Genomic DNA, 25739 nt, shown 5'->3' with positions numbered 1-25739 from the left:
ACACTCCGGTCGGCACGCCGGCCGGATCACGCCCCGTCGCCGACCTCCCGCACCAACTCGATCGCCCGCCCCAGCGTGGCGAGCCGTGCGTCCAAGGTCTCCCCGGCCGGATACAACCGAACGGTGTCCACCCCGGCGTCCCGCCACACCCGCAGCCGAGCTCGCACCATCGCCTCGGTGCCGATCAGCGTGGTCCCCAGGACCATCTCGTCGGTGACGAGAGCCGCCGCGCCGTCCCGGTCGCCGGACTGCCAGCGCTCGCGCACCTCGGCGGCCACCTCGGCCCAACCCTGGCGGCTGTAGGCCCGGTTGTAGAAGTTGGTGGAGGCCGAGCCCATACCGCCGAGACTGAACGCGAGTTCCTTCTTGCGGCCGGTGACCATCGCGCCGAGGGCGTCCTCGTCGGGGGCGAAGGCGACCTCGGCGCCCTGGCAGACGTCCAGGTCGGCCCGCTCGCGCCCGCCGCGGGCGAGCCCCTCGTCGAGCGGGGCGAAGTAGGCGTCCGCGGCGCCCTCGGGCACGAAGCTGGTGCCGAGCCAGCCGTCGGCGACCTCACCGGTCAGCCGGAGCATGGCCGGTGACAGAGCCGCGAGGTAGACGGGGACGGCGTGCTCGGCCCGTGTCGACAGGCGCATCGGGACGGCGTCGCCGTCGGGCAGCGGGATACGGAACTCCGTGCCGGCGTAGGAGAGTTTGCCGCCGTCGAGGACGCGACGCACGATCTCCACGGTCTCCCGCATCCGGGCCAGCGGCCGGGCGAACGGGACGCCGTGCAGTCCCTCGATGACCTGTGGGCCGGAGGCCCCGAGCCCCAACAGGAAGCGTCCGCCGGACAGGTTGGACAGCGTGATCGCGGTCTGCGCGACGGCCACCGGGGTACGGGTGCCGATCTGGATGACGCCGGAGCCCAGCAGCATCCGGTCGGTGCGGGCCGCGTAGTAGCCGAGGGCGGAGGGTGCGTCGGAGCCCCAGGCCTCGGCCACCCAGCAGACGTCGAGTCCGAGTTTCTCGGCCTCCACGACGAAGTCGGTCGGCTCGGACCAGTCATGGCCGCCGGAGGCCTCGACGGTGGTCGCGGCGCGCATCAGCCGGCCTCCGCCAGCCGCTTGATCCGCTCCAGGGTGGCCGTCATGTTCCGCTCGAATTCCCGCAGCCGTACGAACACGATCTTCTCCTCCTTCTCCGGCATCCGGGCGATGGCCACGGACAGTCCGGAACGGCCGGGACCCATCTGCACCCATTCCGACAGCTCGGTGCCGCCGTCACCCGCGTGGAGGCGGAAGCGCCAGACGGCGGACGGGTCCTCGGGATCCTCCACCGCCCAGGCGAAGACGCGGCCCGGTTCGTACTCGATGACGTACGAGGTGGTGGCCCATTCGCCGAGCGCCTCATGCCTGCTGCGGCCGAGGAACCGCCCACCGAGCACCGCTCCGGTGGCGCCGTCGAGCCATTCCACCGACTGGAGTTCGTCGCTCAGGTCCGGCATCAGCCCGACGTCCGACACCAGCGCCCACACCCGTTCGGGCGGGGCGTCGATCCACGTTCGCACCTCGACGGTGGGTTTGTCGGTGTAGCGCGCGCCCGTCCATTTCATGCCGGTCGGCCTCCTCGCCAGGATGTTCGACGCATTCCGTCAAGATATCCATTCGTCAACTTCACTTCTTTCCTTAAGTGTTGACGCACTTGAATGGACCTGCCAAGGTCTGGACCAGTTGCATCAGTGGTGCCCTTTGGACTCTCCCCCACCCCCCTCACCGCCAAGGAGCGACATCCGTGATGCCCACCTCCGGCCTCGGCCTGTTCCGCTTCAGACGTGTCGCCCTCGACCGTCTCGCGCTCGTCGTCGCTCTCGTCGCCCTGCTGGTCGCCGCGATGACAACGTTGTTCAGCGTCACGCCGGCCCATGCCGCGGACGGCCGGATCACCGGCCTGGCCGGCAAGTGCGTCGACGTCGCCGGCGCCAACACCGCCAACGGCACCGCCATCCAGCTCTACGACTGCAACGGCACCACCGCACAAACCTGGTCCAACCCCGGCGACGGCACCCTCCGCGCCCTCGGCAAATGCCTCGACGTCACCGCCGCCGGCACCGCGGACGGCACCACCGTCCAGCTCTACGACTGCAACGGCACCGCCGCCCAGCAATGGGCCATCAGCTCCGCCAACGACATCGTCAACCCCCAAGCCAACAAGTGCCTCGACGTCACCGGCAACAACAGCGCCAACACCACCCGCCTGCAGATCTGGACCTGCACCGGCGCCGCGAACCAGAAATGGACCGCCCCCGCCGGCGGAGGCGGCGGCACCAACCCCTCCGGCTTCGTGGTGAGCGAAGCACAGTTCAACCAGATCTTCCCCAGCCGCAACTCCTTCTACAGCTACAGCGGCCTCACCGCCGCCCTCTCCGCCTACCCCGGCTTCGCCAACACCGGCTCCGACACCACCAAGAAGCAAGAAGCCGCCGCCTTCCTCGCCAACGTCAGCCACGAAACCGGCGGCCTCGTCTACGTCGTCGAGCAGAACACCGCCAACTACCCCCACTACTGCGACGCCGGCCAGCCCTACGGCTGCCCCGCCGGACAAGCCGCCTACTACGGCCGCGGCCCCATCCAGCTCTCCTGGAACTTCAACTACAAAGCCGCCGGCGACGCCCTGGGCATCGACCTCCTCAACAACCCCTGGCTGGTCCAGAACGACTCCGCCGTCGCCTGGAAGACCGGCCTGTGGTACTGGAACACCCAGACCGGCCCCGGCACCATGACCCCCCACAACGCCATGATCAACGGCGCCGGCTTCGGCCAGACCATCCGCTCCATCAACGGCTCCCTCGAATGCGACGGCCGCAACCCCGCCCAGGTCCAAAGCCGCGTCGACGCCTACAACCGCATCACCTCCATCCTCGGAGTCACCCCCGGCAGCAACCTCTACTGCTGACGTTCGCACGCGCGACAAGGAAGCAAGATGAACACGTTGAGATCTCTCGCCAAGGTCCTCCTCGGCACGGTCGGCGCCATGACACTCGTCGTGGCGATCCCGGCCAGTGCCCACGCAAGCGTCCTGACCCTGCTCCCCCAGAACGCCGACGGCCTGGAGCAGACCTACTCCCCTGCCTACGACTACGACGGTGACGGCTGCTACGCCACCGCGGCCATCGGCGCCGACGGCACGCTCAACCCCGGCCTGAAGCTCGGCGGCGACGTCAACGGGCACTGCCACGACTACGCCCAACTGGCCAACGCCAACACGTACTCGCGCGAGAAGTGCAACAACGACTGGTGCGCGGTCATGTACGCCAGTTACTTCGAGAAGGACCAGGCCACCCTCGGTCCGGCCGCGATCGGGCACACGCACGACTGGGAACACGTCATCGTGTGGATCAACGACAACCAGGTCAAGTACGTGTCGGCGTCGCAGCACAGCAGCTACGCGACGGCCGCCGCCTCCTCGATCCGGTTCGACGGGACCCACCCGAAGATCGTGTACCACAAGGACGGCGTCTCGACGCACTGCTTCCGCTTCGCGAACAGCAACGACGAGCCGGCGGAGAACGCCACGGGCAACTGGTTCTACCCGCGCCTGGTCGGCTGGAACGGCTACCCGGCCGGGTTCCGCGACAAGCTCATGAGCGCCGACTTCGGCTCTGCGACGCTCAAGATCGACGACGGCGACTTCCAGTACAACCTCAACTACGCGAAGCCGTCAGGGATCCCGTTCGACGCGTACGCGTGAGGCAGCCGTGAGCTGAGGCAGGCGTGCCTCGGAAGGGCATGCGGAGGGGCCGGGGTTGAATACCCCGGTCCCTCCGCGGCGTAGAGGCATCGCACGGTCCGTATGGCTGGTATGCGGCGCGCCGCCGGACACCTGCGGTTGGATGGTCGTCATGACCACCGACGAGCAGGCCCGGTTCATGCGGGCCAACCAGGCGAACTGGGACGCCCGTACACCCGTCCACCTCGCCAGCCGCTTCTACGGCCTCGACCAGGACCTCGACCCGGCCCGGTGGTTCGGCGACTTCGAGTGGGCGGACCTCGGCGAGCTCGCCGGACAGGACGTGCTCCATCTCCAGTGCCACCTCGGCACGGAGACGATCGCCTTCGCCCAGCGCGGCGCCCGCGCGACCGGGCTCGACTTCTCGGCCGCGTCGGTGGCCGCCGCCCGCGACATCGCGGCGAAGGCCGGGCTGGACGTCGAATACGTGCGGGCGAACGTGTACGACGCCGTGGAGGCCCTGGACGGGCGGCAGTTCGACGTCGTGTACACCGGCAAGGGCGCGCTGTGCTACTTGCCCGACCTGACACGTTGGGCCGATGTGATGGCTCAACTCCTGCGCCCAGGCGGGCGGTTGTACATCTGCGAGTTCCACCCGCTGCTCAACTCGCTCGGCCCGAAGCCGGGCCCGGGCGAGGGCCCCGAGCTGCTGCTGCGCCACGACTACCTCGGCGGCGCCGGCGCCGTGCACCGCGACGGCACGCACACGTACACCGACGGACCGGCCCTCGAAGGGGCCACCGACAGCTATGAGTGGATGCACGGAATAAGCGAGGTCATCAACGCGTTGACGGGGGCAGGACTGAAGATCCAGCGCCTTACGGAGAGCGACGAGCTGCCGTGGCCGCGCTGGCCCCACATGGTCCGCACCGCCTCCGGCTGGTGGCGCCTGCCGGAGCCCAGGATTCCGCTCCTGTACGGCCTCCTTGCCACCCGCTGACAGCTCACATCGCGAGGACCGTGTGCTACGGTCCTCCTAGCACTTGTGTACGCCCCTTTCCGGGCGCCGGTGCCAGTTCCCCTTCAGTTCGCCGAACCGCCCGCCGTTTCCAGGCCGGCGCACCGGCTTTCCAGCACCACTTCGTGAGCGGCATTTCTGTGCCGTACCCGAGGTGCTGTTTCTCTCGCCGCCGAAGGCGCACGTCCGCCTTCCCTTTCGCGGCATCCCCTTCCTTCGCATGCCACATGCCAGCCGTCCTCGAAAGGACACACCATCATGACCACCACACTCGAACACCCCCCGGTCAAACAAGAACCCACGACCCAGGTCGCCCTCGGCGTCCTGGACATCGACACGAACGGGAAGGGGCACCTGCGCGCCGAGAGCCTGCAGCCCTCCCCGTCCGACCCCACGGTCTCCCCCGCCCTGATCCGCCGTCACGGCCTGCGCAAGGGCGACCTCGTCGAAGGCCTGCGCGACAACCGACGCGCCCTGACCGAGGTCGTACGGATCGACGGGCACACACCCACCGAACTGCGCGGTCGCCGGAGCTTCCGTGATCTCACCCCGCTGCACCCGCAGGAGCGGCTGCGGCTCGAACACCCCGCGTCCGGTCTCACCGGCCGCGTCGCCGATCTGATCGCCCCCGTCGGCAAGGGCCAGCGCGGGCTGATCGTGGCCCCGCCCAAGACGGGCAAGACCGTGCTGCTCCAGCAGATCGCGGCCGCCGTCGCCGGCAACCACCCCGAGGCCCGGCTGATGGTGGTGCTGCTCGACGAGCGTCCCGAGGAGGTCACCGACATGCGCCGCTCGGTGCGCGGCGAGGTGTACGCCTCGACCTTCGACCGGCCCGCCAAGCAGCACATCGCACTCGCCGAGCTGGTGATCGAGCGGGCCAAGCGCCTGGTCGAGGCCGGTGAGGACGTCGTCATCCTGCTCGACTCCCTGACCCGGCTGTGCCGGGCGCACAACAACGCGGCCGCCTCCGGTGGCCGTACCCTCAGCGGCGGTGTCGACGCGACCGCGCTGCTCGGCCCCAAGCGGTTCTTCGGTGCCGCCCGGCTCGCCGAGGAGGGCGGTTCGCTCACGATCCTCGCCACCGCACTGGTGGAGACCGGCTCCCGCGCCGACGACTACTTCTTCGAGGAGCTCAAGAGCACCGGCAACATGGAGCTGCGGCTGAGCCGCGAGCTCGCCTCCCGGCGCGTCTTCCCGGCCGTCGACATCACCCCGTCCGGCACCCGCCGCGAGGAACTCCTGCTGTCCCCGGCCGAGTTGAACACCATGCACGGACTGCGCCGCGCGCTGCAGACACGAGACGGCCAGGGCGGCCTGGAGACCCTGCTGGAGCGGATGCGGGACACGCCCGACAACGCGACCTTCCTGCGTCGCATCCAGCCGACGCTGCCCACCGGCTGACCCCGGCTGTCGACCGGATCAGCTCGGCGTCACAAACCATGACATGCGGCATCCGGGTTGCTCCCAGGTGGCCATCGGCCGAGGCACCACGGTGGACAGAAGGTGCGTTCCTACGGTGTCCGGTATGACTATCGGATTCTCTTCCCGGGCCGGGGTCACGACCTGCGCGCTCTGTGTGGCGGGCGTCCTGGCGTTCGCGCCCCTCGCGTCAGCCGTCACCGCGGAACCCGCGCCACCCGGCGGCCCCGGGGCAGCGGCCGTACAGCCCTCCCTGCTCTACCGCTCCGGCACCCAGGCCCGGCCCCACCGTGGAACCCCCGGCCCCCCGGACCTCTCCGCGCTCTCCTGGCTGGTGGCCGACGCCCGCACCGGCGAGGTGCTCGCCGCGCACGACGCGCACCGCAGGCTGCCGCCCGCCAGCACCCTCAAGACCCTCTTCGCCCTCACCGTGCTGCCCGCCCTGCCCGGCGGCATCCGGCACAAGGTCAAGGAGGAGGAGCTGGCGGGCATCGGCGCGGGCAGCAGTCTGGTAGGCGTCGCCGAGGGCCGCACGTACCGGATCGCCGACCTGTGGCGCGGGGTCTTCCTCAACTCCGGCAACGACGCCGTGCACGTCCTCGCCTCCCTCAACGGCGGCTGGCGTACGACGGCCGTGCGCATGCAGGCCAAGGCCCGCGCTCTCGGCGCCCGCGACACCCACGTCCGCTCGCCCGACGGCTACGACACCCCCGGACAGGTGTCGTCGGCGTACGACCTGGCCGTCTTCGGGCGGGCAGGACTGCGCAACGCGGACTTCGCGCGGTACTGCGGCACGGCCGAGGCGCGCTTCCCTGGCGGGGGCGGCTGGTCGTACGGGATCCAGAACACCAACCGGCTGCTGACCGGCGCGGACGGAGTGGAGGCGTATCCCGGGCTGATCGGCGTCAAGAACGGCTACACCAGCAACGCGGGCAACACGCTCGTCGCGGCGGCCAGGCACCGCGAGCGCACGCTGGTCGCCACGGTGATGAACCCCCAGTCGGGCGGTGGATTCGCGGTCTACGAAGAGGCCCGCGAGCTGCTCGACTGGGGGTTCGCCGCGGCCGGGCGGGTCGATCCGGTGGGTTCACTGGACGCGCTGCGCGTCAGGCCGAGGCCGGGGCCCGAGGTCCAGCCGGTGGCGGTCGCGGTCGCGCCGGACGACGGTCCTGGCTGGGCCGAGACCTGGGCCGTCGCCGGGGCCGCCGCCGTGGGCGCGGTCGGTGTGGCGCTGGTGCTGCGCGCGAGGGGCGGCCAGTTCAGGGGCGGTCGCGTCAAAGGCGTCCGGTCGGGGCGGAGCTGACCGGCCGGCAGCCACAGGAGCAGGCCGAGCGTGATCCAGGTGTAGGTGTTGCTGCCGAGGAATCCGTCGATGCCGGACGCGTCGTGGAACCACAGCCACACCACACTCGTGCACAGCACCGCGTACAGGGCACCCGCGATCCGCGGGTGCCCTGTACGGATGAGCACGGCGAAGGCCGGCAGCAGCCACACCAGGTGGTGCACCCAGGTGATCGGGCTGACCAGGCACGCGGCCAGCCCGGTCAGCGCGAACGCGGCCGTCCAGTCGCCGGCGGCGACCGCCCGCCGGGTGCGCACCGCCCAGACGCCCAGGACCAGCAGGACCGCCAGCCCCCAGACCGGACGGCCCTCGATGCCGAGACGGGCGAGGATGCCCTGCAGCGACTGGTTGGAGACGTAGTCGAGGCGGCCCACCCGGCTGGTGTCCCACAGCGCCACGGTCCAGTAGAACCGGGAGGCGCCCGGATCCACCCAGGCGGCGAGCGCGGTGGCCGCGGCCGCGGCCGCCGTGGCGATTGCGGCGGCGCGCCGGCGGCGGGCGAGCAGGAGCAGGCCGATGAAGAGCCCGGGCGTCAGCTTGATCGCGGCGGCGAGGCCGATGCCGACGCCGGCCCGGTTGCCCCGCCCGGTGCGCAGCAGCCACGCGTCCCAGAGGACGAGCCCCAGGAGCAACAGGTTGACCTGCCCGAAGCTGAAGGTGTCCCGGATCGGCTCGAACAGCGCCAGCAGACAGGCGCCCAGGGCACAGCCGTACCACCCGTAGCGTCGCCACGCGCCCTCGGTCACGATGTGCACGACCAGTGCCAGGGCCGCCAGGTTGAGCAGGAACGACAGCACGATCGCGGTGCGCAGGCCGACGAGGGCCATGGGAAGCATGCCGACGGCGGCGAACGGCGGGTAGGTGAAGCCGTAGTCCGTGCCGGGCACGCGGTAGTCATAGATGCGTCCGCCGTGGTGGACCCAGCCGTTGACGGCGCCGTAGTAGACGCGCAGGTCGAACCAGTCGCGCAGCAGCGGGACGGTCGCGGTGAAGACCGCGACGGCGGCGGCGAGGACGAGGACCAGCAGCACCCTGCCGCGGTCGGTGCGCGGCTGTCTCATGCCGTACGTCCCAGGGTCGGGGCCTGTGCCGCCTGATGGGCCTGCCACAGGACGACGACGGCCAGCACACCGCCGGAGACCGCGAGGACCAGCTGTCCGGTGTCGGCGGCGCTTCCACTCGGCAGGGTGGCGAGCGCGAGCACGCCCGTGCCGGCGGCCACCCGCTGCCGTACGGAGGTGGGGGGCGCGGCGGCGGCTATCAGGAAGAGGCCCCAGAGCGCATACCAGGGGCGTATCGCGGGGCCGAAGGCCGCGACCGTGGCGAGGCTGAGGCCGAGCGCGTACACCGGGCGCGGGCGCAGTCGCCACCATATGGCCGCGATCAGGACCCCGGTGATCGCGAGGCCGAGCAGATGCCAGGCGGGCACGGCGAGCGGCGCCAGGTCGCTGCCGGCGTGTTCCAGGAGGACGCGGGTGGCGCGGCCCAGAAGGCTGGTGAGGGCCCAGTTGTGCGAGGAGACCGGTGTGTCGAGGGCGCCTATCCAGCCGTATCCGGTGCCGGCCGCGGCCGTCATGGCGACAGTGGTGGCTCCGGCGGCCAGGACCGTCGTCAGAGTGGCTTTCGCGGGGCTGTGTCCGGCCCGTATCTGGAGCAGGACGACCGCGGCGAGCCCGAGCGCGGCGGGCGCCTTCACCAGCGCGGCGAGCGTCACGAACACGGCGCCCAGCACCGGCCGGCGGCCGAGCGCGGCGACCAGACCGATGCCGAGGAGGCCGAGCATGATGGCGTCGTTGTGGGCGCCCGCGATCAGGTGCAGCAGCACGAGCGGGTTGAGGCAGCCGAGCCAGAGGGCGGCGGACGGGTCGGCGCCGCTGTGCCGGGCGAGGCGGGGCAGCGCGGCGGCCATCAGGGCCACGCCGAGCAGGGCCACGAGCCGCATCCCGAAGAGGCCGGCGGGTATCTCGCCGCGGGTGAGTCCGGACAGCACGGAGGCGAGGCCGAGGAAGACCGGACCGTAGGGGGCACCGGTCTGCTGCCACAGCGGGGCGACCTCGTCGGCGAGCGGACCGCCGAGCTGGGCGGGTCCGTGCGCGTACACGTCCATGTGGGCGTCGACCATGGCGCCCTGGGCGAGGTAGCTGTACACGTCCCGGCTGAACAGCGGCGGCGCGAGCAGCAGCGGGGCCGCCCAGACCGCGAGGACGAGCAACAGGGCGCGTGGGGAGGGCGGTTCGGTACCGCGGACCAGCCGCCCCAGCAGCACCCAGGCGGCTATCAGCAGGACGACGCCGAAGTAGACGCCGACCAGGCCCACGGCGACGCGGACGTTGGCGGGGGTGAGCAGATCCTGGACCGGCAGAGCACCGGCCGTCTCGCCTCCCAACGCGAGGAAGGCGGTCCCGGCCAGGCCGAGGACCTGACAGCGGCGGAGATCGACGGGGAAAGCCATGGCCAACACTCGGAAAGCGTGTCAACGCCGCATGGCCGGAAGGCGACATGCCGCTCTCCTGGCGGGGGCCTGTGTGTGACCGGCGTGTGATGCCACCGTCGAACCGATGACTTTCCTGGACCCGACCGGTCCTCCTTGTATCCGACACCTGCAGAACGGACGTGATGACGATGCCCAGCAGTTCCGCTTACGCCAAGGTCAACGGCCTGGAGATGTACTACGAGACCCACGGCGAGGACGACGGCACGCGCCGCCCGCTGGTGCTGCTGCACGGCGGCGTCCTCACCGTCGACCTGTCCTTCGGGGCGCTGCTGCCCACACTCGCTCAGGGGCGCCGGATCGTGGCCCCCGAACTCCAGGGACACGGCCACACGGCGGACACCGACCGGCCGATCACGCTGCCGAACCTGGCCTCCGACGTCGTGGCCCTTCTCGACGAACTCGGCATCGGGCAGGCGGACTTCGTGGGCTTCAGCCTCGGCGGCCTGACCGCGCTGCAACTCGCACTCGACCACCCCGAGCGCGTCGGACGGCTCGTCCTGGCCGCCACCCACTTCGCGCAGGACGGCTACTACGAGGACGTCCGCATCCCCGACTACAGCTCACCGCGGCTGCCCAGCGAGGCGGACTTCCAGGAGATGGCCGACGCGTACGCCGCTGTCGCGCCGCACCCCGAGCACTTCCAGGACTTCATCGCCAAGACCTCGACCGCGGCGCACGCTCCGCTGCCCTGGACCGCCGACGATCTGCGCACAGTGGCCGCGCCGACGCTGCTCGTCATCGGCGACACCGACTTCGTGCGCGTCGAGCACGCGGCGGAGATGCAGCGGCTCATCCCGCGGGCGGAACTGGCCGTCCTCCCCGCCACCACGCACATGAGCCTGATGCGCCAGGCGACCCTGCTGCTGCCGATGCTGGGCGCGTTCCTGGACGCGGACGCCGAGTAGAACGAAGGCGGCCCTCAGCGGCGGCCCCGAACCGTCAGAACACCGAGACCCCGGTCAACGTCGTGAAGCGGTCCAGGGCCGCCACGCCCGCCACGGAGTTGCCGCGTTCGTCGAGCCCCGGGCTCCACACGCACAACGTGCACCGGCCGGGCACGATCGCGATGATGCCGCCGCCGACACCGCTCTTGCCGGGCAGCCCGACCCGGTAGGCGAACTCGCCCGCCGCGTCGTACGTCCCGCAGGTCAGCATCACCGCGTTCACCTGCTTGGCCTGCGTGAGGGTGAGCAGCCGGGTGCCGTCGGCGCGGCTGCCGTGCCGGGCCAGGAAGCCGGCGGCGAGGGCGAGGTCGGCGCAGGAGGCCCGCACCGAGCACTGCCGGAAGTACTCCTCCAGCAGGACCGGCACCGGGTTGTCGATGTTGCCGTACGAGGCCATGAAGTGGGCGAGTGCGGCATTGCGGTCCCCGTTCGCCGACTCGGAGGCGGCGACTTCCAGGTCGAAGTCGAGGTTCGGGTTCCCGCTCTCGGTGCGCAGAAAGGTGAGCAGTTCGCCCGACGCGTCTCCGGTACGGGTCTGGAGGCGGTCGGTGACGACGAGCGCGCCCGCGTTGATGAACGGGTTGCGCGGGATGCCGTTCTCGTACTCCAGCTGGACCAGGGAGTTGAAGGGGTTGCCGGAGGGCTCGCGGCCCACGTGCTCCCAGAGTTCGTCGCCCTCGCGGGCCAGGTCGAGGGCGAGAGTGAAAACCTTGGTGATGGACTGCGTGGAGAACGGCTCGCGCCAGTCCCCCACGCCGTACACCGTGCCGTCCAGCTCCGCGACCGCCATGCCGAAGCGGCGCGGGTCGCAGGCCGCGAGCGCCGGGATGTAGTCGGCGGGCCGGCCGCGGCCGGGTGTCCGCTCCATCTCCTCGGCGATGCGCTCCAGGACCGGCGCGAAGGTCAGCGACGACGTCATGATCACTATTGTGCCTTCGTGCCGGTCGGGGCGCGCATCCGCAGGTCAGGCAGGAGAGGAACCGCTGCCGCTGCCCGCGACGACCTCGGGCCGCAGCAGGTCGGCGAGGGTCTGGGCGGGCAACAGGCCCTTCTCCAGGACCAGTTCGGCGACTCCCCGGCCGGTGACCAGGGCCTCCTTGGCGATGTCGGTGGCGGCCGTGTACCCGATGTACGGGTTGAGAGCGGTCACCAGCCCGATCGAGTTCTCCACACTCGCCCGCAGCGCCTCGGTGTTCGCCGTGATCCCGTCCACGCACCGCTCGGCCAGTGTCAGACAGGCGGCCCGTAGATGCGTGATGCTCTCCGACAGGGAGTGCAGGATGATCGGCTCGAAGGCGTTGAGCTGAAGCTGTCCGGCCTCGGCGGCCATGGTGATGGTGACGTCGTTGCCGATCACCTCGAAGGCGACCTGGTTGACGACCTCGGGGATCACCGGATTGACCTTGCCGGGCATGATGCTCGAACCGGCCTGAACAGGCGGCAGGTTGATCTCCCCGAGCCCGGCGCGCGGCCCCGACGACAGCAGCCGCAGGTCGTTGCAGCTCTTGGACAGCTTCACGGCGACCCGCTTGAGCACACCCGACATCTGCACGAACGCACCGCAGTCCTGCGTGGCCTCGACCAGGTTGGCCGCGGTGACGAGCGGCAGCCCGGTGATCTCGGCCAGATGCCGACGCGCGGCCTCGGCATATCCGGCGGGAGCGTTGAGCCCTGTCCCGATGGCCGTGGCACCCAGGTTGATCTCATGGATCAACTGGACGGCCTCATCAAGACGTTGACGATCCTCGTCAATCATGACGGCATACGCCGAGAACTCTTGACCGAGCGTCATGGGCACCGCGTCCTGCAACTGTGTACGGCCCATCTTGAGCACATCACGGAACTCGACGGCCTTCCGGGCGAACGAGTCCTGCAGTACGGACATCGACTCGAGCAGTCCATGCACAGCGAAGACCGTCGCTATCTTGACCGCGGTCGGATACACGTCATTGGTCGACTGACCGAGGTTGACGTCCTCATTGGGGTGCAGGTGCTGATACTCGCCCTTGGCGTACCCCAGAAACTCCAGCGCCCGGTTGGCGACAACCTCGTTGGCGTTCATGTTGGTCGAGGTCCCCGCCCCGCCCTGCACGACATCCACGACGAACTGCTCATGCAGCTCGCCGTCCCGAATCTCCCGACTGGCGGCGACGATCGCGGCGGCCTTCTCGGGCGCCAGCAACCCGAGCTCCTCATTGGCGAGAGCGGCGGCCTCCTTGACGGCGGCGAGGGCGTCGATCAGATGGGGGTAGGCGGAGATCGGCGTACCGGTGATGGGGAAGTTCTCCGTCGCCCGCAGGGTGTGAACACCCCAGTAGGCATCGACGGGAACGTCCCGGTCTCCGAGCAGATCGTGTTCGCGACGGCTGACGAGGTTCATGAGGGTATTGGTCCTCTTTCAAAGGGGGTCAAGTGCAGCGCCCCGTCAGGGGCGCGGGGAACCGCGCGACCAGCCACATCGGACCCGCAGATCCCCCCAGCCGATCTAGGCACACGCGGACAACGGCGACACCGGGTCCAACGAACGCGCGACCCGCACACAACCCACCGGTTCGCCGCCCCCGAGCAACGCCTCCCCCGCAAACTCCGTGAGCAGCCCCGGATCAACCCCGGCACGGGCAAGCGCCGCCGCCGCAACCGGAACCCGCGCCCGATTCGCCCCATCGGCAATCTTCACGGCAACGGCCCGCCCATCAGGCAAGGCAGCGACCTGAACACCCTCGAACCCGTCCTTGGCGAGAAGCCCCGGCACGGCCCGCATCAACCGCGCCACGTCCCGCCCCGCACCGGACACCATCTCGGGATGCAGGCGCATCGCGTCGGCGACCCGCGCCTCGGGCGTACCCGGCACCGCCGTGGCGATACGAGCCACCGCGCGAGCAAGCCCGTACAGCGAGACGGAGAACAGCGGCGCCCCGCACCCGTCCACCGTCACCCGAGCGATCCGCTGCCCGCTGAGATCCTCGACGATCTCCGCGATCGCCTGCTGCAGCGGATGCCCGGGATCGAGACAGTCGTCCAGGGACCAGCCGTTGAGCCGGCAGGCGTAGAGCATGGCCGCGTGCTTGCCGGAGCAGTTCTGGGCGAGCCGGGAGGCCGGCCGCCCCGCGCGCACCCACTCGTCCCGGACCGCCGGGTCGTAGGGCAGGTCGGGCACGTTGCGCAGATCGTGCTCGGTGAGCCCGGCGAGTTCGAGGATCCGCCGGGCACCGTCGAGGTGCCGTTCCTCACCCGAGTGGCTCGCCGCGGTGAGCGAGAGGAGATCGCCGTCGAGGGGGAGCCCGACCCGGACCAGGGCGACCGCCTGGACGGGCTTGAGCGCCGAGCGGGGGTAGAACGCGGCCTCGATGTCGCCGAGTTGGAACTGCACCTTGCCGTCGGTGCCGAGGACGAGGACGGAACCGTAGTGGATGCCCTCCACGATCCCGCCACGTATGAGGTGGGCGACGGGGGCGTGGAGGGGCTCGCGGATCAGGGGTGGGTCCGCGACGGAACTGCTGTGCATCACTGCCTGCTTGTCTGAGGGAAGGGGGGCGAGGGTCACGCGTCGGCCCCGGTGGAGGCCGCGCCCGCGATCCGGCCGCGGATGCCGAACCATCCGCCGACCAGCGCTCCGACGATCAACGGCAGGCACAGCACGGTGGTGCGGCCCACGCCTCCGTCGGCGTACATGAGGACCAGGACGGAGGCGAGGAAGGCCAGCGTCACCAGTTCGGTCCAGGGGGAGCCCGGAAGTCGGTAGTCGGGGCGGGACAGTTCGCCCTTCTGGGTCTTCTGCCAGAAGAGCAGGTGACAGAGCATGATCATGCCCCAGGTGGAGAGGATGCCGATCGCGGCGAAGTTGAGCACGATCTCGAACGCGTCAGCGGGGACGACGAAGTTGAGGGCCACGCCGAGGACACACATACCGCTGGTCAGGAGAATCCCGCCGTACGGGACCTGCGTTCGGCTCATGCGGGCGGTGAACTTCGGCGCGGAGCCGTTGACCGCCATGGAGCGCAGGATGCGGCCCGTGGAGTACAGGCCGGAGTTGAGCGAGGACATGGCCGCGGTGAGGACGACGAGGTTCATCACACCGCCGGCCGCGGGGACGCCGATGTTGGACAGCACGGTCACGAAGGGGCTCTGGCCGGCGCTGTACTTGTTCCAGGGCAGCAGCATCGAGAGCAGGACGACCGAGCCGACGTAGAAGAGGCCTACGCGCCACATGATCGAGTTGATCGCCTTCGGCATGATCTGCTCGGGGTTCTCGGTCTCGCCCGCGGCGACGCCGACCAGTTCCACGGAGGCGTAGGCGAAGACGACGCCCTGGATGACCAGGAGCATCGGCAGGACGCCGCTCGGGAAGATACCGCCGTTGTCGGCGATCAGCGCCGGGCCCGGGTTGTGGCCGTCGACCTGGTGCTGGGTGACCAGCAGGAAGATGCCGATCAACATGAACGCCACGAGCGCGCCCACCTTGACGATGGCGAACCAGAACTCCATCTCGCCGAACATGCGCACCGAGACGAGGTTCACGGTGAGGACGACGGCGAGCGCGATCAGGGCGATCACCCACTGCGGGATGTCGGAGAACATGCCCCAGTAGTGGGTGTAGACGGCGACCGCGGTGATGTCGGCGATGCCGGTGGTGGCCCAGTTCAGGAAGTACATCCAGCCGGCGACGTAGGCGCCCTTCTCACCGAGGAACTCGCGGGCGTACGACACGAAGGCGCCGGACGAGGGGCGGTACAGGACGAGTTCGCCCAGCGCGCGTACGACCAGGAAGGCGAAGAGGCCGCAGACCGCGTAGGCGACGAACAGGGAGGGGCCCGCGTCGGCGAGGCGTCCGCCGGCGCCGAGGAAGAGGCCGGTGCCGATCGCGCCGCCGATGGCGATCATGTTGATGTGCCGGGACTTGAGGGTCTTGCTGTAGCCCTCGTCTCCGGCGTCGACATGGCCGGAACGTTTCTGCACGCCGTCGTACAGGGACTGCTCGCTCAAGGACTGCTCGCTCACGCCTCGGGTCCGCCTTCCGTGGGGGTGTCCGCGCGCGTGGCGCGCACGATGTCGGTGAGGGTCGTCTCGACGCGGTCGAGGTGGTGGGCCATGGCCTCCACGGCGTCGGGTTCGGAACCGTCGACCAGCGCCTCGACGATGGCCCGGTGCTCACGGTTGGACTGCTCGCGGCGCCCGCCCAGTTCGTTCAGGAAGGCCGACTGACGGGCCAGAGCGTCCCGGATCTCCTCGATCACCCGGCGGAAGACCGGGTTCTGGGCGGCCTGGGCGACGGCGAGGTGGAAGAGCGTGTCGAGGGCGACCCACGAGGTGGTGTCGGTCTCCCGCTCCATCCGGTCCAGCAGGTGCGTGAGATGGTCGAGATCCTCGTGGGTGCGGCGCCTGGCCGCGTAGCCCGCGACCGGGATCTCGACGTGCCGGCGCACCTCCAGCAGGTCGCTGGCCGCGTAGTCGCCGAAGGTGGGGTCCTCGACCGTGGTGGCGACGACGAAGGTGCCCTTGCCCGTCTTGGAGACGGTCAGGCCCATCGTCTGCAGGGCCCGCAGGGCCTCGCGCAGCACGGGCCGGCTGACCTCCAGGGTGCGGCACAGCTCCGCCTCGGAGGGCAGCTTGTCCCCCACCCCGTACTCGCCGCGCTCGATGGCGGCACGCAGGTGTCCGAGCACCGCCTCCATGGCGCTGATGCGCCGGGGGCCGCCCTGACTGGCTGTCTGGCTGTCTGACAGGTTCACGGGAGTGATCCTGCGGGTGGCGGGTGGGAGCTGTCAAGGGAAGCGAGCGGTGACATGCGCGGGGCGCGACGCCGGAGAACGGCGCCACGCCCCGGTGGCGGTCAACTGTTGATCGCGCCCGCGCTCAACAGCCCCAGCAGCAGTACGCCGACGATGATCCGGTAGATCACGAAGGCGTTGAAGGAGTGCTTGGCGACGAACTTCAGCAGCCAGGCGATGGACCCGTAGGCGACGACGAAGGAGACGACCGTGCCGACGATCAGCGGCGCGGCGCCCACCCCCGTGCCCAGGGCGTCCTTGAGCTCGTAGATGCCGGCGCCGGTCAGGGCGGGGATGCCGAGGAAGAAGGACAGCCGGGTGGCGGCGACGCGGTCCAGGTCGAGGATCAGGGCCGTGGACATGGTGGCGCCGGAGCGGGAGAAGCCGGGGAAGAGCAGGGCGAGGATCTGCGAACCGCCCACCAGCATCGCGTCCTTGAACGTGGTGTCGTCCTCACCGCGCTTGTGCCGACCCATCTGGTCCGCCGCCCACATCACGCCACTGCCGACGATCAGCGAGCCCGCGACCACCCACAGGGAGGCGAGCGGCCCCTCGATCAGCGGCTTCGCGGCGAGGCCCACGATCACGATCGGGATCGTCGCGGCGATCACCCACCACGCGAACTTGTAGTCGTGGTGATACCGCTCCTCCTTGTTGACCAGCCCACGCCCCCACGCGGACATGATCCGCACGATGTCCTTGAAGAAGTACACGAGCACGGCGGCGATCGCGCCGACCTGGATGACGGCCGAGAAGCCGACGACGGCGTCGTCGTCCACGGGGATGTTCATCAGCCCCTCGGTGATCTTCAGATGCCCGGTCGAGGAGACGGGGAGGAACTCGGTCACCCCCTCGACCACTCCGAGGACGACGGCCTGACCGACATTGATGACGCTCATGGAATCCAGTTCTGAGGAGTTGGTCGACAGTGCTGTAGACAGTCTTACTACGCCCGAGTGGGGTCGCTGACCTAACCCCAGAGAGCCTGGGCGACCGAAACCCCGACAAATGCCGCGCCGAGCCCTGCCATCACACTGCCTACGACGTTGGCGGCAGCGTAGAGCCCCGCGCCGGTCTCGGTGAGCCTCAGGGTCTCGTACGAGAAGGTCGAGTACGTCGTCAGGGCCCCGCACAGGCCTGTGCCCAGGAGCAGTTGCAGATTAGAGCCCGCGGCCCCGGCGGTCACGGCGCCGGTGAGCGTGCCGAGGATCAGGCAGCCGCACACGTTCACCGCGAAGGTGCCCCAGGGGAAGAGCGAGTCGTGCCGGGACTGCACCGCGCGGTCGGTGAGGTAGCGCAGCGGCGCGCCGACCACGGCTCCCAGGACGACGAGCAGCCAGTTCACAACGACTTCTTACCCTTCGTGTCCGATGTGGTGGGCTTGCGCCGCCACTTCAGGGCGCGGCGGGCCACCGTCGCGGCCAGCCACACCGCCGTGAGCGCCGCGAGCAGGGTCGCGGCGAGGTAGGCCAGACCCGTGCGGGGGTGGCCGGCGTCGACGAGTTTCTGGATGTCGACGGCGTAGGTCGAGAAGGTGGTGAAGCCGCCGAGCACGCCGGTCCCGAGGAACGGGCGGAGCAGGCGCCGGGTGGTCCACACCTCGGTGACGAGCACCATGAAGACACCTATGACGGCGCAGCCGACGACGTTCGTCCAGAAGGTCGCCCAGGGGAATCCGCCGGGCTGGGCGGGCCACCACAGGGCCAGTGCGTAGCGGCCCGTGGCACCGATCGCGCCGCCGAGGGCGACCATCGCGACGATCGGGGCCTGGCCCCGCCAGTCGGCCCGGCGGCGGGTCTCGGGGCGGGTGCGGAGGCTCTCGGCTTCCGGGGCTGTCATGGTCGTGCGTCTCCTACTCGCCTGGGCCCGGGCATACGGGCACCGCTCGTTCGCAAGTAGGGACCGTTGGCGGCAACGCTGCCGCGGTTCGGGTACGGCGGGCCCCACCGCCGCGCCGCGGGACGTGCCCGCGACCGGGCATCAGGTTAGCGCCCGGGCGGGACCGGGGTCATTTCGGGACCGGGGTCATTTCGGGACCGGGGTCATTTCGGGACCGGCGGCTCGCACACCGCGATGCCGCGCTCCCAGATGCTGCCCAGCACCAGGTGTCCCGCGGCCTCGCAGACGCTGGTGACCATGCGGAACCCCGAGTGGCGGCGGGCCAGGTGATGGACGGTGGTGCCGGAGTCGTCGATCGCGAGGGCGCCGATGGTGCCGGTGGGGCGGAAGGGGGCCCGGACGGCGATGCGGGCGGCTCTGGCGCGGACGGCGGGGGCCGCGCGGTGCAGCAGGTCGAGGGGCGGGATGCGGGGGCCGGCCAGGGACACCCAGATCGGGTCGTCAGGGCCGCCGCGCCAGAGGTTGTCGGGCATGCCCGGGAGGTTCTCGGCGAACGGTTCGGCGTGACCCGCCTTCGCGCCGGTGAGCCAGTAGCGGGTCAGGCGGCAGGCGCCGGTCTCGGCGACGACCAGGAAGGACTCGTCGGCGCTCGGTGCGAGGCCGTTGGCGAACTGCAGCCCCTCCAGCAGCACTTCGGGTCTCTCCGTGCCCGGCGCGAGGCGCAACAGTCGGCCCGTGCCGGTGTGTTCGACGAGATCGCCGATCCACTGGTCCAAGCCGTAGCGGCGGCTGGAGACGGTGAAGCAGACGCTCCCGTCGGCCAGCGCGACGACGTTGCTGCAGAACCGCAGGGGCTCCCCCAGCACCGAGTCGGCGAGGATGCGCACGACCCCGTCCGTCAGGTCGACGCGCAGCAGGCCGAGTTCGGCATCGCATACCAACAGCGCGCCGTCCGGCAGGAGTTCGAGGCCGAGCGGCCGGCCGCCGGTCTCGGCGAGGACCTCGACGCGCGCCTCGGCGGAGTCCGCCAGGCCGTCGACGCGCAGGATGCGGCCGTCCTCGACGCCCGTGATGACACGGCCGCGGGAGTCGGCGACCACGTCCTCGGGGCCCCGGCCGCCGATGTCGAGATAGCGGAGCGGGACGAGTGGCGTGGGACGGTTCATGTGCGCCTGCCCTTCGGAGAGTTCACCGGCGGGCTCGCCAACGGCCTTCGTCAACCCGCCGCTACCAGCCCTTCTCAAACATGCGCGCGACCTCGGCGATCCGCATCTCGTCGCGCCGGTAGTAGGTGCGCCGGCGGATCCTGCGGGTGCGCACCAGACCGAGCGCCGCGAGCAGGCCGAGGTGGGTGTCGGCGACCTTGCGGGGCACACCGAGTTTCGCCGCGACGGCCTGTGCGGTGACGCCGTCCTCGGCGCGGTCGCCGTGCGGTTGCGGCGGGAAGTTCGCGACCGGGTCCTTCAGCCACTCCAGGATGCCCAGACGCAGCTCACTGACCGGAGTCCTCAACATCTCGTCCTCCTCCCGGACGGACCGCCGCATATCGCGCGTCTTCCCACTCTCCCGCAGTCGAGGCCGCCGTGTCCGGGACTCGGCGAGCCTTGTCCGGGACCGGGCGGCCCGGACCGCCCGCGGCCGGGGGCTCCCGGTGCCGGACATACGGGCGGGGGCCCGGCCGCTCCCCTGCGACCGGACCCCCTCCTCGTGGTTCAGCGGTGGCTGAACCACGCCATCGCCGGGAGCGCCCTGTCGTCGTAGCCGAACAGGGCCTGGTTCTCCCAGCCGTTGCCTGAGGTGGAGTCGGCCGGGTCCCAGCCGTTGCCGGTGACCGCGGTCCAGGTCGCCTCCCAGTAGAAGACGCCGAGGCCACGGCCGTTCGGGACCGCCTCCACGATGTCGGCCACCGCGTTCATCCACGCCAACTGCCCTGCCGTGGTGGCCGGGTAGCCGGTGACCAGTTCGCCGGTGGTGTCGATCTGGTTGGCGAGGGAGTCCTCGCTGTCGAGCCGGAAGGGGTAGGCCGTCTCGGCGATGAACACGGGCTTGGCGTAGCGGGCGGCCACGTCGTCGAGGGTGGTCTGCGCGGCGGCGAGCGAGCCGTGCCAGTACCCGTAGTACGACAGCCCGATCACGTCGTAGGTGATGCCGTACGTCCTGGCGTTGTCGAACCACCAGCGCACGGTGGCGTCGTCGCCGGCGTTGGCGAGATGCAGTGCCACCTGCGTGCTCGACGAGACCGCCTTGACCGCGCTGTAACCGGAGTTGATCAGCCCGGCGAGCTGCGACCAGTTGCTGGTGGACCCGTCGGACCACAGCATGCCGCCGTTGATCTCGTTGCCGACCTGCGCCATGTCGGCCGTGGTGCCCTGCGCCTTGAGGGCGTTGAGCACGTCGTAGGTGTGGTTGTAGACGTCCGTCTTCAGCTGGCTGTACGAGTGCGTGGCCCAGGCGGCCGGTTTGGTCTGCTTGCCCGGGTCGGCCCAGGTGTCCGAGTAGTGGAAGTCGACCAGCAGTTTCATGCCGGCCGCCTTGACGCGCTTGGCGACGGCGAGCACGTGCGCCTTGTCGTTGTAGCCGTCGGCCGGGTTCACCCACACCTTGAGGCGCGCGTAGTTCATGCCGGCGTTCTTGAGGAGGGTGACCGCGTCGCCGGTGGTGCCGGAGCTGGTCCTGTAGACACCGCCCTTGGCCTCGCTCTTGGCGAGGGAGGAGATGTCGGAACCCTTGATCGACAGTCCGGTCGAACCGGACGTGAAGGTCAGGTCGTCAATGTTGATCCAGTTGCCTGCGTTCGCGTCACTGTTGACGCTGATGGTGCACTGGTTGTTGGTCACGTTGATCGACGTGACAATGCGGACCCAACTGCTGGTGGAGACCGGCAGATCGGTGCGCTGGTCCGAACTCCCGCAGTTCTTCAGGGCGATGTAGGCGGAGTTCTGCCCGCCGCCGGAGCGGACCCAGGCGGTGAGCGTGTAGGTGCCGTTGGTCAGGCCCGAGAGGTATTGGTAGGTCTCCACCTTGTAGGCAGCGGCCGAGTACTGGGACAGGCGGTAACTCCCGCCGTGGCCACCGGACTCGGTGTAGGAGGCGCCCGTGTCGCCGTACTCGGACCAGCCGGTTGGCACGGCGGTGGCCGCTCCGTCGGACTCGAACCCGCCGTTGGTCAGAGTGCTCGCCGCCGTCGCGGTCTGGGCGGGCAGGGCGGTGAGGGCGAGCCCGGCCACGAGCGGCAGCAGCAGGACCCTGAGGGTGCGTCTGGGATGGAACATCGTCGTCCGTCGTCCCTTCGACATGCATGGGGATGGGGGTGCCCGCACGCCCGGCCCGGGTTCGGGGAGGAGCCGGTGTACGGGGTCCCCTCCGCCCGCGGCACTCGGCTCGCGCGGGCGGAGGGAGTCGGCTCAGCCGTCGAGTCGCAGGACCCGGACGGCTCCCGCGGGGACCGCGAGGCGACCCGCGGCGCGTTCACCGGTCAGCAACTCGGTGCCGGGCGCGTCCAACGGCACCTTGACGTCCGACGCGGTGTGGTTGATCGCGAACAGGAAGCGGCCCGACTCGCCCGTGCGGCGCACCACTTCGACGTCCGGGGGCAGGTCGGCGCGCGGGGCGAGGCGCGCGTCCTCGCTCGCCCAGCCGAGCAGCGCGTCCAGACCCTCGGCGCCGAGCCGGGTGGAGACGTACCACGCGGCGCCCTCGCCGAGCCGGTGGCGGGTGACGGCCGGGTGGTCCGCGGCCGGGCCGTCGGCGTAGGTCCACACGGTCTCGGCTCCGCCCGGGACGACGAACTCGGTCCACACGTCACCGCTGAGTTCGGAGCCGTCAGGGCCGGTGATCCGCGTCGTCTCGCCCTCCAGCAGGGGCGCGAACTCCTCGACCGTGAGGCCGAGTACGTCCCTCAGTGCGCCGGGGACCGGGCCCTCGTGGACGGCGTCGTGCTCGTCGACGATGCCGGAGAAGTACGAGACGACCAGGGTGCCGCCGTTCTCGACGTACTCCTTGAGGTTGTTCCCGGCCACTTCCGTCATCAGGTAGAGCGCGGGCACGACGATAAGGGGATACCTCGACAAGTCGGCTTCCGGGTGGGCGAAGTCGACGGTCAGGTGCCGGTCGTAGAGGGCCGCGTAGAAGGCGTCGGCACGCTCGCGTGCGTCGTGGTCCTCGCTCGGCCGCCACTGGAGTTTCTGCGCCCACCAGGAGTGCCAGTCCCACAGGACGGCCACGTCCGCCTCGGTGCGGGTGCCGCGGACCGGGGTCAACGAGTCGATGGCGGCGCCGAGTTCGACGACCTCGCGCCAGACGCGGGTCTCGGTGCCGCCGTGCGGGAGCATCGCCGAGTGGAACTTCTCGGCGCCGCGCCGGGACTGGCGCCACTGGAAGAACATGGCGCCGTCGGAGCCGCGGGCCACGTGGGCGAGGGAGTTGCGGGCCATCTGACCCGGGGCCTTGGCGGGGTTGCGCGGCTGCCAGTTCACGCCCGAGGTGGAGTGTTCCAGCAGGAGCCAGGGAGCGCCGCCGGCGACCGAGCGGGTGAGGTCGGCCGCCATCGCGAGGTTCACGTGGGTGCGGCGGCCGTCGGTGATCAGGTAGTGGTCGTTGGTGACGAGGTCGACCTCGCGGCCCCAGGCCCAGTAGTCGACGGAGTCGCACTGGCTGAGGGCGGCCATGAAGTTGGTCGTCACCGGGATGCCCGGCGCGAGGCGGTGCAGGATGTCCCGCTCCATGACGAAGTTCTCGCGCATGGTGGCGTCGGCGAAGCGCTTGTAGTCCAGGGCCTGGCCGGGGTTGCCGACGGTCGGAGTGGCGCGGGGCGGGTTGATCTGCTCGAAGCCGGCGTAGCACTGGCCCCAGAAGGCCGTGCCCCAGGCCTCGTTGAGGGCCTCGACGGTTCCGTACGTCGTCCTCAGCCGGCGGCGGAAGTGGGCCGCGCAGGAGTCGCAGTAGCAGGCCGAGACAGGGACGCCGTACTCGTTGTGGACGTGCCACAGCGCGAGGGCCGGGTGGGCGGCGTAGCGCTCGGCGAGGCGGGTGGTGATGGTCGCGGCGGCGGCGCGGTAGTCGGCGTTGCTGTGGCAGATGGCCCCGCGCGAGCCGAACTCCAGGCGCACGCCCTCGGGGGTGACCGGCAGCGCTTCGGGGTGGACGCGGTAGAACCAGGCGGGCGGGGCGACGGTCGGGGTGCCGAGGTCGACGCGTATGCCGTTGTCGTGCAGCAGGTCGAGCAGGCGGTCCAGCCAGCCGAAGTCGTACCCCCCCCCGGCGCGGGTTCGAGGAGCGCCCACGAGAAGATCCCGACGCTCACCATCGTCACGCCGGCCTCCCGCATCAGCCGGACGTCCTCGGGCCAGAGGCGCTCCGGCCACTGCTCGGGGTTGTAGTCCCCGCCGAAGGCCAATCTGGCGAGGCCCTTGGGGGTGGTCTCCGGCATGGGGCTCTCCCGATGGGTCAAGAATTTGGGAACGTACACACAGAGGGGTAGCGGTGCGTCCACACAATAACCGCACCACCTCGGCCACTGACAAGGGTTCATATCCGTTGCATACTGTGCACGTTCCCAGCCCCAGGACAGACCCTCACCCGATCCAGCGGTTCCGGCATCTCGATCCGCCCTCCGGGGCCGTAAAGTCATGACCATGAGCAACACGGGGGGCCGACGCAGACCGCCGACGATCCATGACGTGGCCCGTGAGGCGGGAGTCTCGCGCGGGACCGTTTCACGGGTGCTCAACGGCGGGCACTACGTCAGCCCGGCCGCCCAGGAGGCGGTCAACGCCGCGATCCGCAGGACCGGGTACGTCGTGAACCGGCACGCGCGTTCGCTGATCACCGGCCGTTCGGACTCGGTGGGCTTTCTGCTGACGGAGCCTCAGGAGCGGTTCTTCGAGGACCCGAACTTCAACGTCCTGCTGCGCGGCTGCACCCAGGCGCTGGCCGCGCACGACATCCCGCTGCTGCTGATGCTCGCGGGCACCGAGGACGAGCGGCGGCGCATCACGCGGTACATCACGGCGGGCCACGTCGACGGGGTGCTGCTGGTCTCCAGCCACTTCGGGGACCCGGTCGCCGAGGAGCTGCGCGAGGCGGGCGTGCCGCTGGTCGCCTGCGGGAAGCCGATCGGGGGCGGTTCGAAGGTGAGTTACGTGGCCGCCGACGACCGGGACGGCGCGCGGGACATGGTCCGCCACCTGCTCTCCCTGGGCCGGCGCCGGGTGGGCGTGGTCACCGGTCCGCTCGACACACCCGGCGGTGTGGAGCGCCTCGCCGGCTACAAGGAGGTGCTCGCCGAGGCGGGCATCGAGATCGACGAACGGCTCGTCGTGTCCGGTGACTACAGCCGCGCCAGCGGCGAGGCCGGTGCCGAGCGGCTGCTCGCCCAAGTGCCGGACCTGGACGCGGTCTTCGTCGCCTCGGACCTCATGGCCCAGGGTGTCCTCACGGCGCTGGAGCGCGCCGGGCGGCGGGTCCCGCAGGACGTCGCGGTCGGCGGCTTCGACGACTCCCCCGCCGCGGTGTCCGCCCGGCCCGAACTCACCACCATCCGCCAGCCCTGGGACCGCATCAGCGCCGAGATGGTCCGGGTGCTCCTCGCCCAGATCGGCGGCGAGGACCCGGCGGCGGTGATCCTGCCGACGGAGCTGATCCGGCGCGAGTCGACCTGACGGACGCACCGCGGTCGTGGTCCTGCGGGGGGACAGGACGTGGTCGTACAGGGTGCAGGACGTGGTCATACGGGCAGCAGCGCGTCGGCGCCCCGCGGCAACCGGTCAGTTTCCGAGAAGCCGGCGGCCCCTCCCCCGCCCTAGCGTGAAACCACCGACGAAAACCGTCGGACCATCCACGCGGAGGAGTTCGCCATGACTGCCGGTGTGCAGACGATCATCTACCCCGTCAAGGACATCGCCCGGGCGAAGGCCCTGTTCAGCGCCCTGCTCGAAGTGGAGCCCTACGCCGACGAGCCTTACTACGTCGGCTTCAAGGCAGCGGGGCAGGACATCGGGCTCGACCCCAACGGGCACGCCAAGGGCATGACCGGGCCGGTGCCGTACTGGCACGTCGACGACATCCGGGGGCGGCTCGCGGCGCTCGTGGAGGCGGGCGCGGAAGTACTGCAGGACGCCCAGGACGTGGGCAACGGCCGGCTGATCGCCTTCGTCAAGGACACGGACGGCAATCTCGTCGGACTGCTCCAGGACCCGGTCGCCTGAAC

22 protein-coding genes and 2 pseudogenes are annotated in these 25739 nt (G+C 70.4%); 8 read left to right on the top strand and 16 right to left on the bottom strand.

Annotation, left to right across the window (positions count from 1 at the left end):
* Positions 1–26 precede the first annotated feature (26 nt).
* Together ACIQI8_RS24840 and ACIQI8_RS24835 are read right to left on the bottom strand one after the other, a co-directional pair.
* Entirely contained in the window at positions 27–1085 is a 1059-nt protein-coding gene (locus ACIQI8_RS24840) for an LLM class flavin-dependent oxidoreductase (RefSeq protein ID WP_402354610.1), read from the bottom strand.
* Positions 1085–1594 carry an SRPBCC family protein gene (locus ACIQI8_RS24835; protein ID WP_402354608.1) on the bottom strand — a complete coding sequence of 170 codons (510 nt, stop codon included), beginning with the start codon at positions 1592–1594 and terminating at the stop codon, positions 1085–1087. The genes ACIQI8_RS24840 and ACIQI8_RS24835 overlap by 1 nt, the downstream gene beginning before the upstream one ends.
* Before the next feature lie 278 nt (positions 1595–1872).
* On the opposite strand from ACIQI8_RS24835, the gene ACIQI8_RS24830 reads away from it, so the two are divergent.
* The 5 genes and pseudogenes from ACIQI8_RS24830 to ACIQI8_RS24810 form a co-directional block, all read left to right on the top strand.
* Complete coding sequence (locus ACIQI8_RS24830; RefSeq protein WP_402355974.1) at positions 1873–2934, top strand: glycoside hydrolase family 19 protein; 1062 nt, start codon at positions 1873–1875, stop codon at positions 2932–2934.
* A gap of 27 nt (positions 2935–2961) precedes the next feature.
* The gene (locus ACIQI8_RS24825) at positions 2962–3729 is read left to right on the top strand and encodes an NPP1 family protein (protein ID WP_402354606.1); all 768 of its coding nucleotides are present in this window, start codon (positions 2962–2964) and stop codon (positions 3727–3729) included.
* Between the two features lie 151 nt (positions 3730–3880).
* Positions 3881–4708 (top strand): class I SAM-dependent methyltransferase, encoded by an 828-nt coding sequence (locus tag ACIQI8_RS24820; protein ID WP_402354604.1) that lies wholly within the window; start codon positions 3881–3883, stop codon positions 4706–4708.
* A gap of 276 nt (positions 4709–4984) precedes the next feature.
* Positions 4985–6127 (top strand): transcription termination factor Rho, encoded by a 1143-nt coding sequence (gene rho / locus ACIQI8_RS24815; RefSeq protein WP_402354602.1) that lies wholly within the window; start codon positions 4985–4987, stop codon positions 6125–6127.
* A gap of 43 nt (positions 6128–6170) precedes the next feature.
* A pseudogene (locus ACIQI8_RS24810) lies at positions 6171–7082 on the top strand (D-alanyl-D-alanine carboxypeptidase family protein); the annotation flags it as partial.
* Positions 7083–7165: 83 nt separating this feature from the next.
* Here the strand turns inward: ACIQI8_RS24810 and ACIQI8_RS24805 are convergent.
* Both ACIQI8_RS24805 and mptB read right to left on the bottom strand, forming a co-directional pair.
* Positions 7166–8548, bottom strand: a complete 1383-nt coding sequence (locus ACIQI8_RS24805; protein ID WP_402354601.1) for a glycosyltransferase 87 family protein — start codon at positions 8546–8548, stop codon at positions 7166–7168.
* Positions 8545–9939 carry a polyprenol phosphomannose-dependent alpha 1,6 mannosyltransferase MptB gene (gene mptB, locus ACIQI8_RS24800; RefSeq protein ID WP_402354599.1) on the bottom strand — a complete coding sequence of 465 codons (1395 nt, stop codon included), beginning with the start codon at positions 9937–9939 and terminating at the stop codon, positions 8545–8547. The genes ACIQI8_RS24805 and mptB overlap by 4 nt, the downstream gene beginning before the upstream one ends.
* Before the next feature lie 170 nt (positions 9940–10109).
* On the opposite strand from mptB, the gene ACIQI8_RS24795 reads away from it, so the two are divergent.
* Positions 10110–10886, top strand: coding sequence for an alpha/beta fold hydrolase (locus tag ACIQI8_RS24795; protein WP_402354597.1), 777 nt, complete (start codon positions 10110–10112; stop codon positions 10884–10886).
* A 34-nt stretch (positions 10887–10920) separates the two neighbouring features.
* Here the strand turns inward: ACIQI8_RS24795 and ACIQI8_RS24790 are convergent, their stop codons facing one another.
* From ACIQI8_RS24790 to ACIQI8_RS24735, 12 genes and pseudogenes are all read right to left on the bottom strand, one after another.
* Positions 10921–11853, bottom strand: coding sequence for a glutaminase (locus tag ACIQI8_RS24790; RefSeq protein ID WP_402355971.1), 933 nt, complete (start codon positions 11851–11853; stop codon positions 10921–10923).
* 36 nt (positions 11854–11889) lie between these two features.
* Positions 11890–13305, bottom strand: a complete 1416-nt coding sequence (aspA, locus tag ACIQI8_RS24785) for an aspartate ammonia-lyase (protein WP_402354595.1) — start codon at positions 13303–13305, stop codon at positions 11890–11892.
* Between the two features lie 105 nt (positions 13306–13410).
* On the bottom strand, positions 13411–14430 hold the full coding sequence (locus ACIQI8_RS24780) for an asparaginase (protein ID WP_402354593.1): 1020 nt from the start codon (positions 14428–14430) through the stop codon (positions 13411–13413).
* A 35-nt stretch (positions 14431–14465) separates the two neighbouring features.
* Positions 14466–15908 (bottom strand): amino acid permease, encoded by a 1443-nt coding sequence (locus ACIQI8_RS24775; RefSeq protein WP_402355968.1) that lies wholly within the window; start codon positions 15906–15908, stop codon positions 14466–14468.
* Positions 15909–15919: 11 nt separating this feature from the next.
* A complete protein-coding gene (locus tag ACIQI8_RS24770; protein ID WP_402355965.1) occupies positions 15920–16597 on the bottom strand; it encodes a FadR/GntR family transcriptional regulator in 678 nt (225 codons plus the stop codon).
* Between the two features lie 158 nt (positions 16598–16755).
* On the bottom strand, positions 16756–17592 hold the full coding sequence (locus ACIQI8_RS24765) for an undecaprenyl-diphosphate phosphatase (RefSeq protein ID WP_402354591.1): 837 nt from the start codon (positions 17590–17592) through the stop codon (positions 16756–16758).
* Between the two features lie 71 nt (positions 17593–17663).
* Positions 17664–18038 carry a fluoride efflux transporter CrcB gene (gene crcB, locus ACIQI8_RS24760; protein WP_402354589.1) on the bottom strand — a complete coding sequence of 125 codons (375 nt, stop codon included), beginning with the start codon at positions 18036–18038 and terminating at the stop codon, positions 17664–17666.
* Positions 18035–18532: a fluoride efflux transporter CrcB gene (gene crcB / locus ACIQI8_RS24755; RefSeq protein WP_402354587.1), complete on the bottom strand. Its 498-nt coding sequence runs from the start codon at positions 18530–18532 to the stop codon at positions 18035–18037. The genes crcB (ACIQI8_RS24760) and crcB (ACIQI8_RS24755) overlap by 4 nt, the downstream gene beginning before the upstream one ends.
* A gap of 203 nt (positions 18533–18735) precedes the next feature.
* Positions 18736–19698 carry an SMP-30/gluconolactonase/LRE family protein gene (locus ACIQI8_RS24750; protein WP_402354585.1) on the bottom strand — a complete coding sequence of 321 codons (963 nt, stop codon included), beginning with the start codon at positions 19696–19698 and terminating at the stop codon, positions 18736–18738.
* A gap of 61 nt (positions 19699–19759) precedes the next feature.
* Positions 19760–20047: an ArsR family transcriptional regulator gene (locus ACIQI8_RS24745; protein WP_402354583.1), complete on the bottom strand. Its 288-nt coding sequence runs from the start codon at positions 20045–20047 to the stop codon at positions 19760–19762.
* A 197-nt stretch (positions 20048–20244) separates the two neighbouring features.
* Positions 20245–21804, bottom strand: a complete 1560-nt coding sequence (locus ACIQI8_RS24740; RefSeq protein WP_402354581.1) for a glycosyl hydrolase 53 family protein — start codon at positions 21802–21804, stop codon at positions 20245–20247.
* Positions 21805–21936: 132 nt separating this feature from the next.
* Positions 21937–23960 (bottom strand): annotated as a pseudogene (locus tag ACIQI8_RS24735) (beta-galactosidase).
* Between the two features lie 199 nt (positions 23961–24159).
* Here ACIQI8_RS24735 and ACIQI8_RS24730 point away from each other — a divergent pair.
* Positions 24160–25191 carry a LacI family DNA-binding transcriptional regulator gene (locus tag ACIQI8_RS24730; protein ID WP_402354579.1) on the top strand — a complete coding sequence of 344 codons (1032 nt, stop codon included), beginning with the start codon at positions 24160–24162 and terminating at the stop codon, positions 25189–25191.
* 195 nt (positions 25192–25386) lie between these two features.
* A complete protein-coding gene (locus ACIQI8_RS24725) occupies positions 25387–25737 on the top strand; it encodes a VOC family protein (RefSeq protein WP_402354577.1) in 351 nt (116 codons plus the stop codon).
* The last annotated feature ends 2 nt before the right edge of the window (positions 25738–25739 follow it).

The organism is Streptomyces sp. NPDC092369, from assembly GCF_044755245.1.
Lineage (GTDB): Bacteria > Actinomycetota > Actinomycetes > Streptomycetales > Streptomycetaceae > Streptomyces.
The sequence above is the reverse complement of the archived record's forward strand: the minus strand, read 5'-3'. Positions and strand labels throughout refer to the sequence as shown.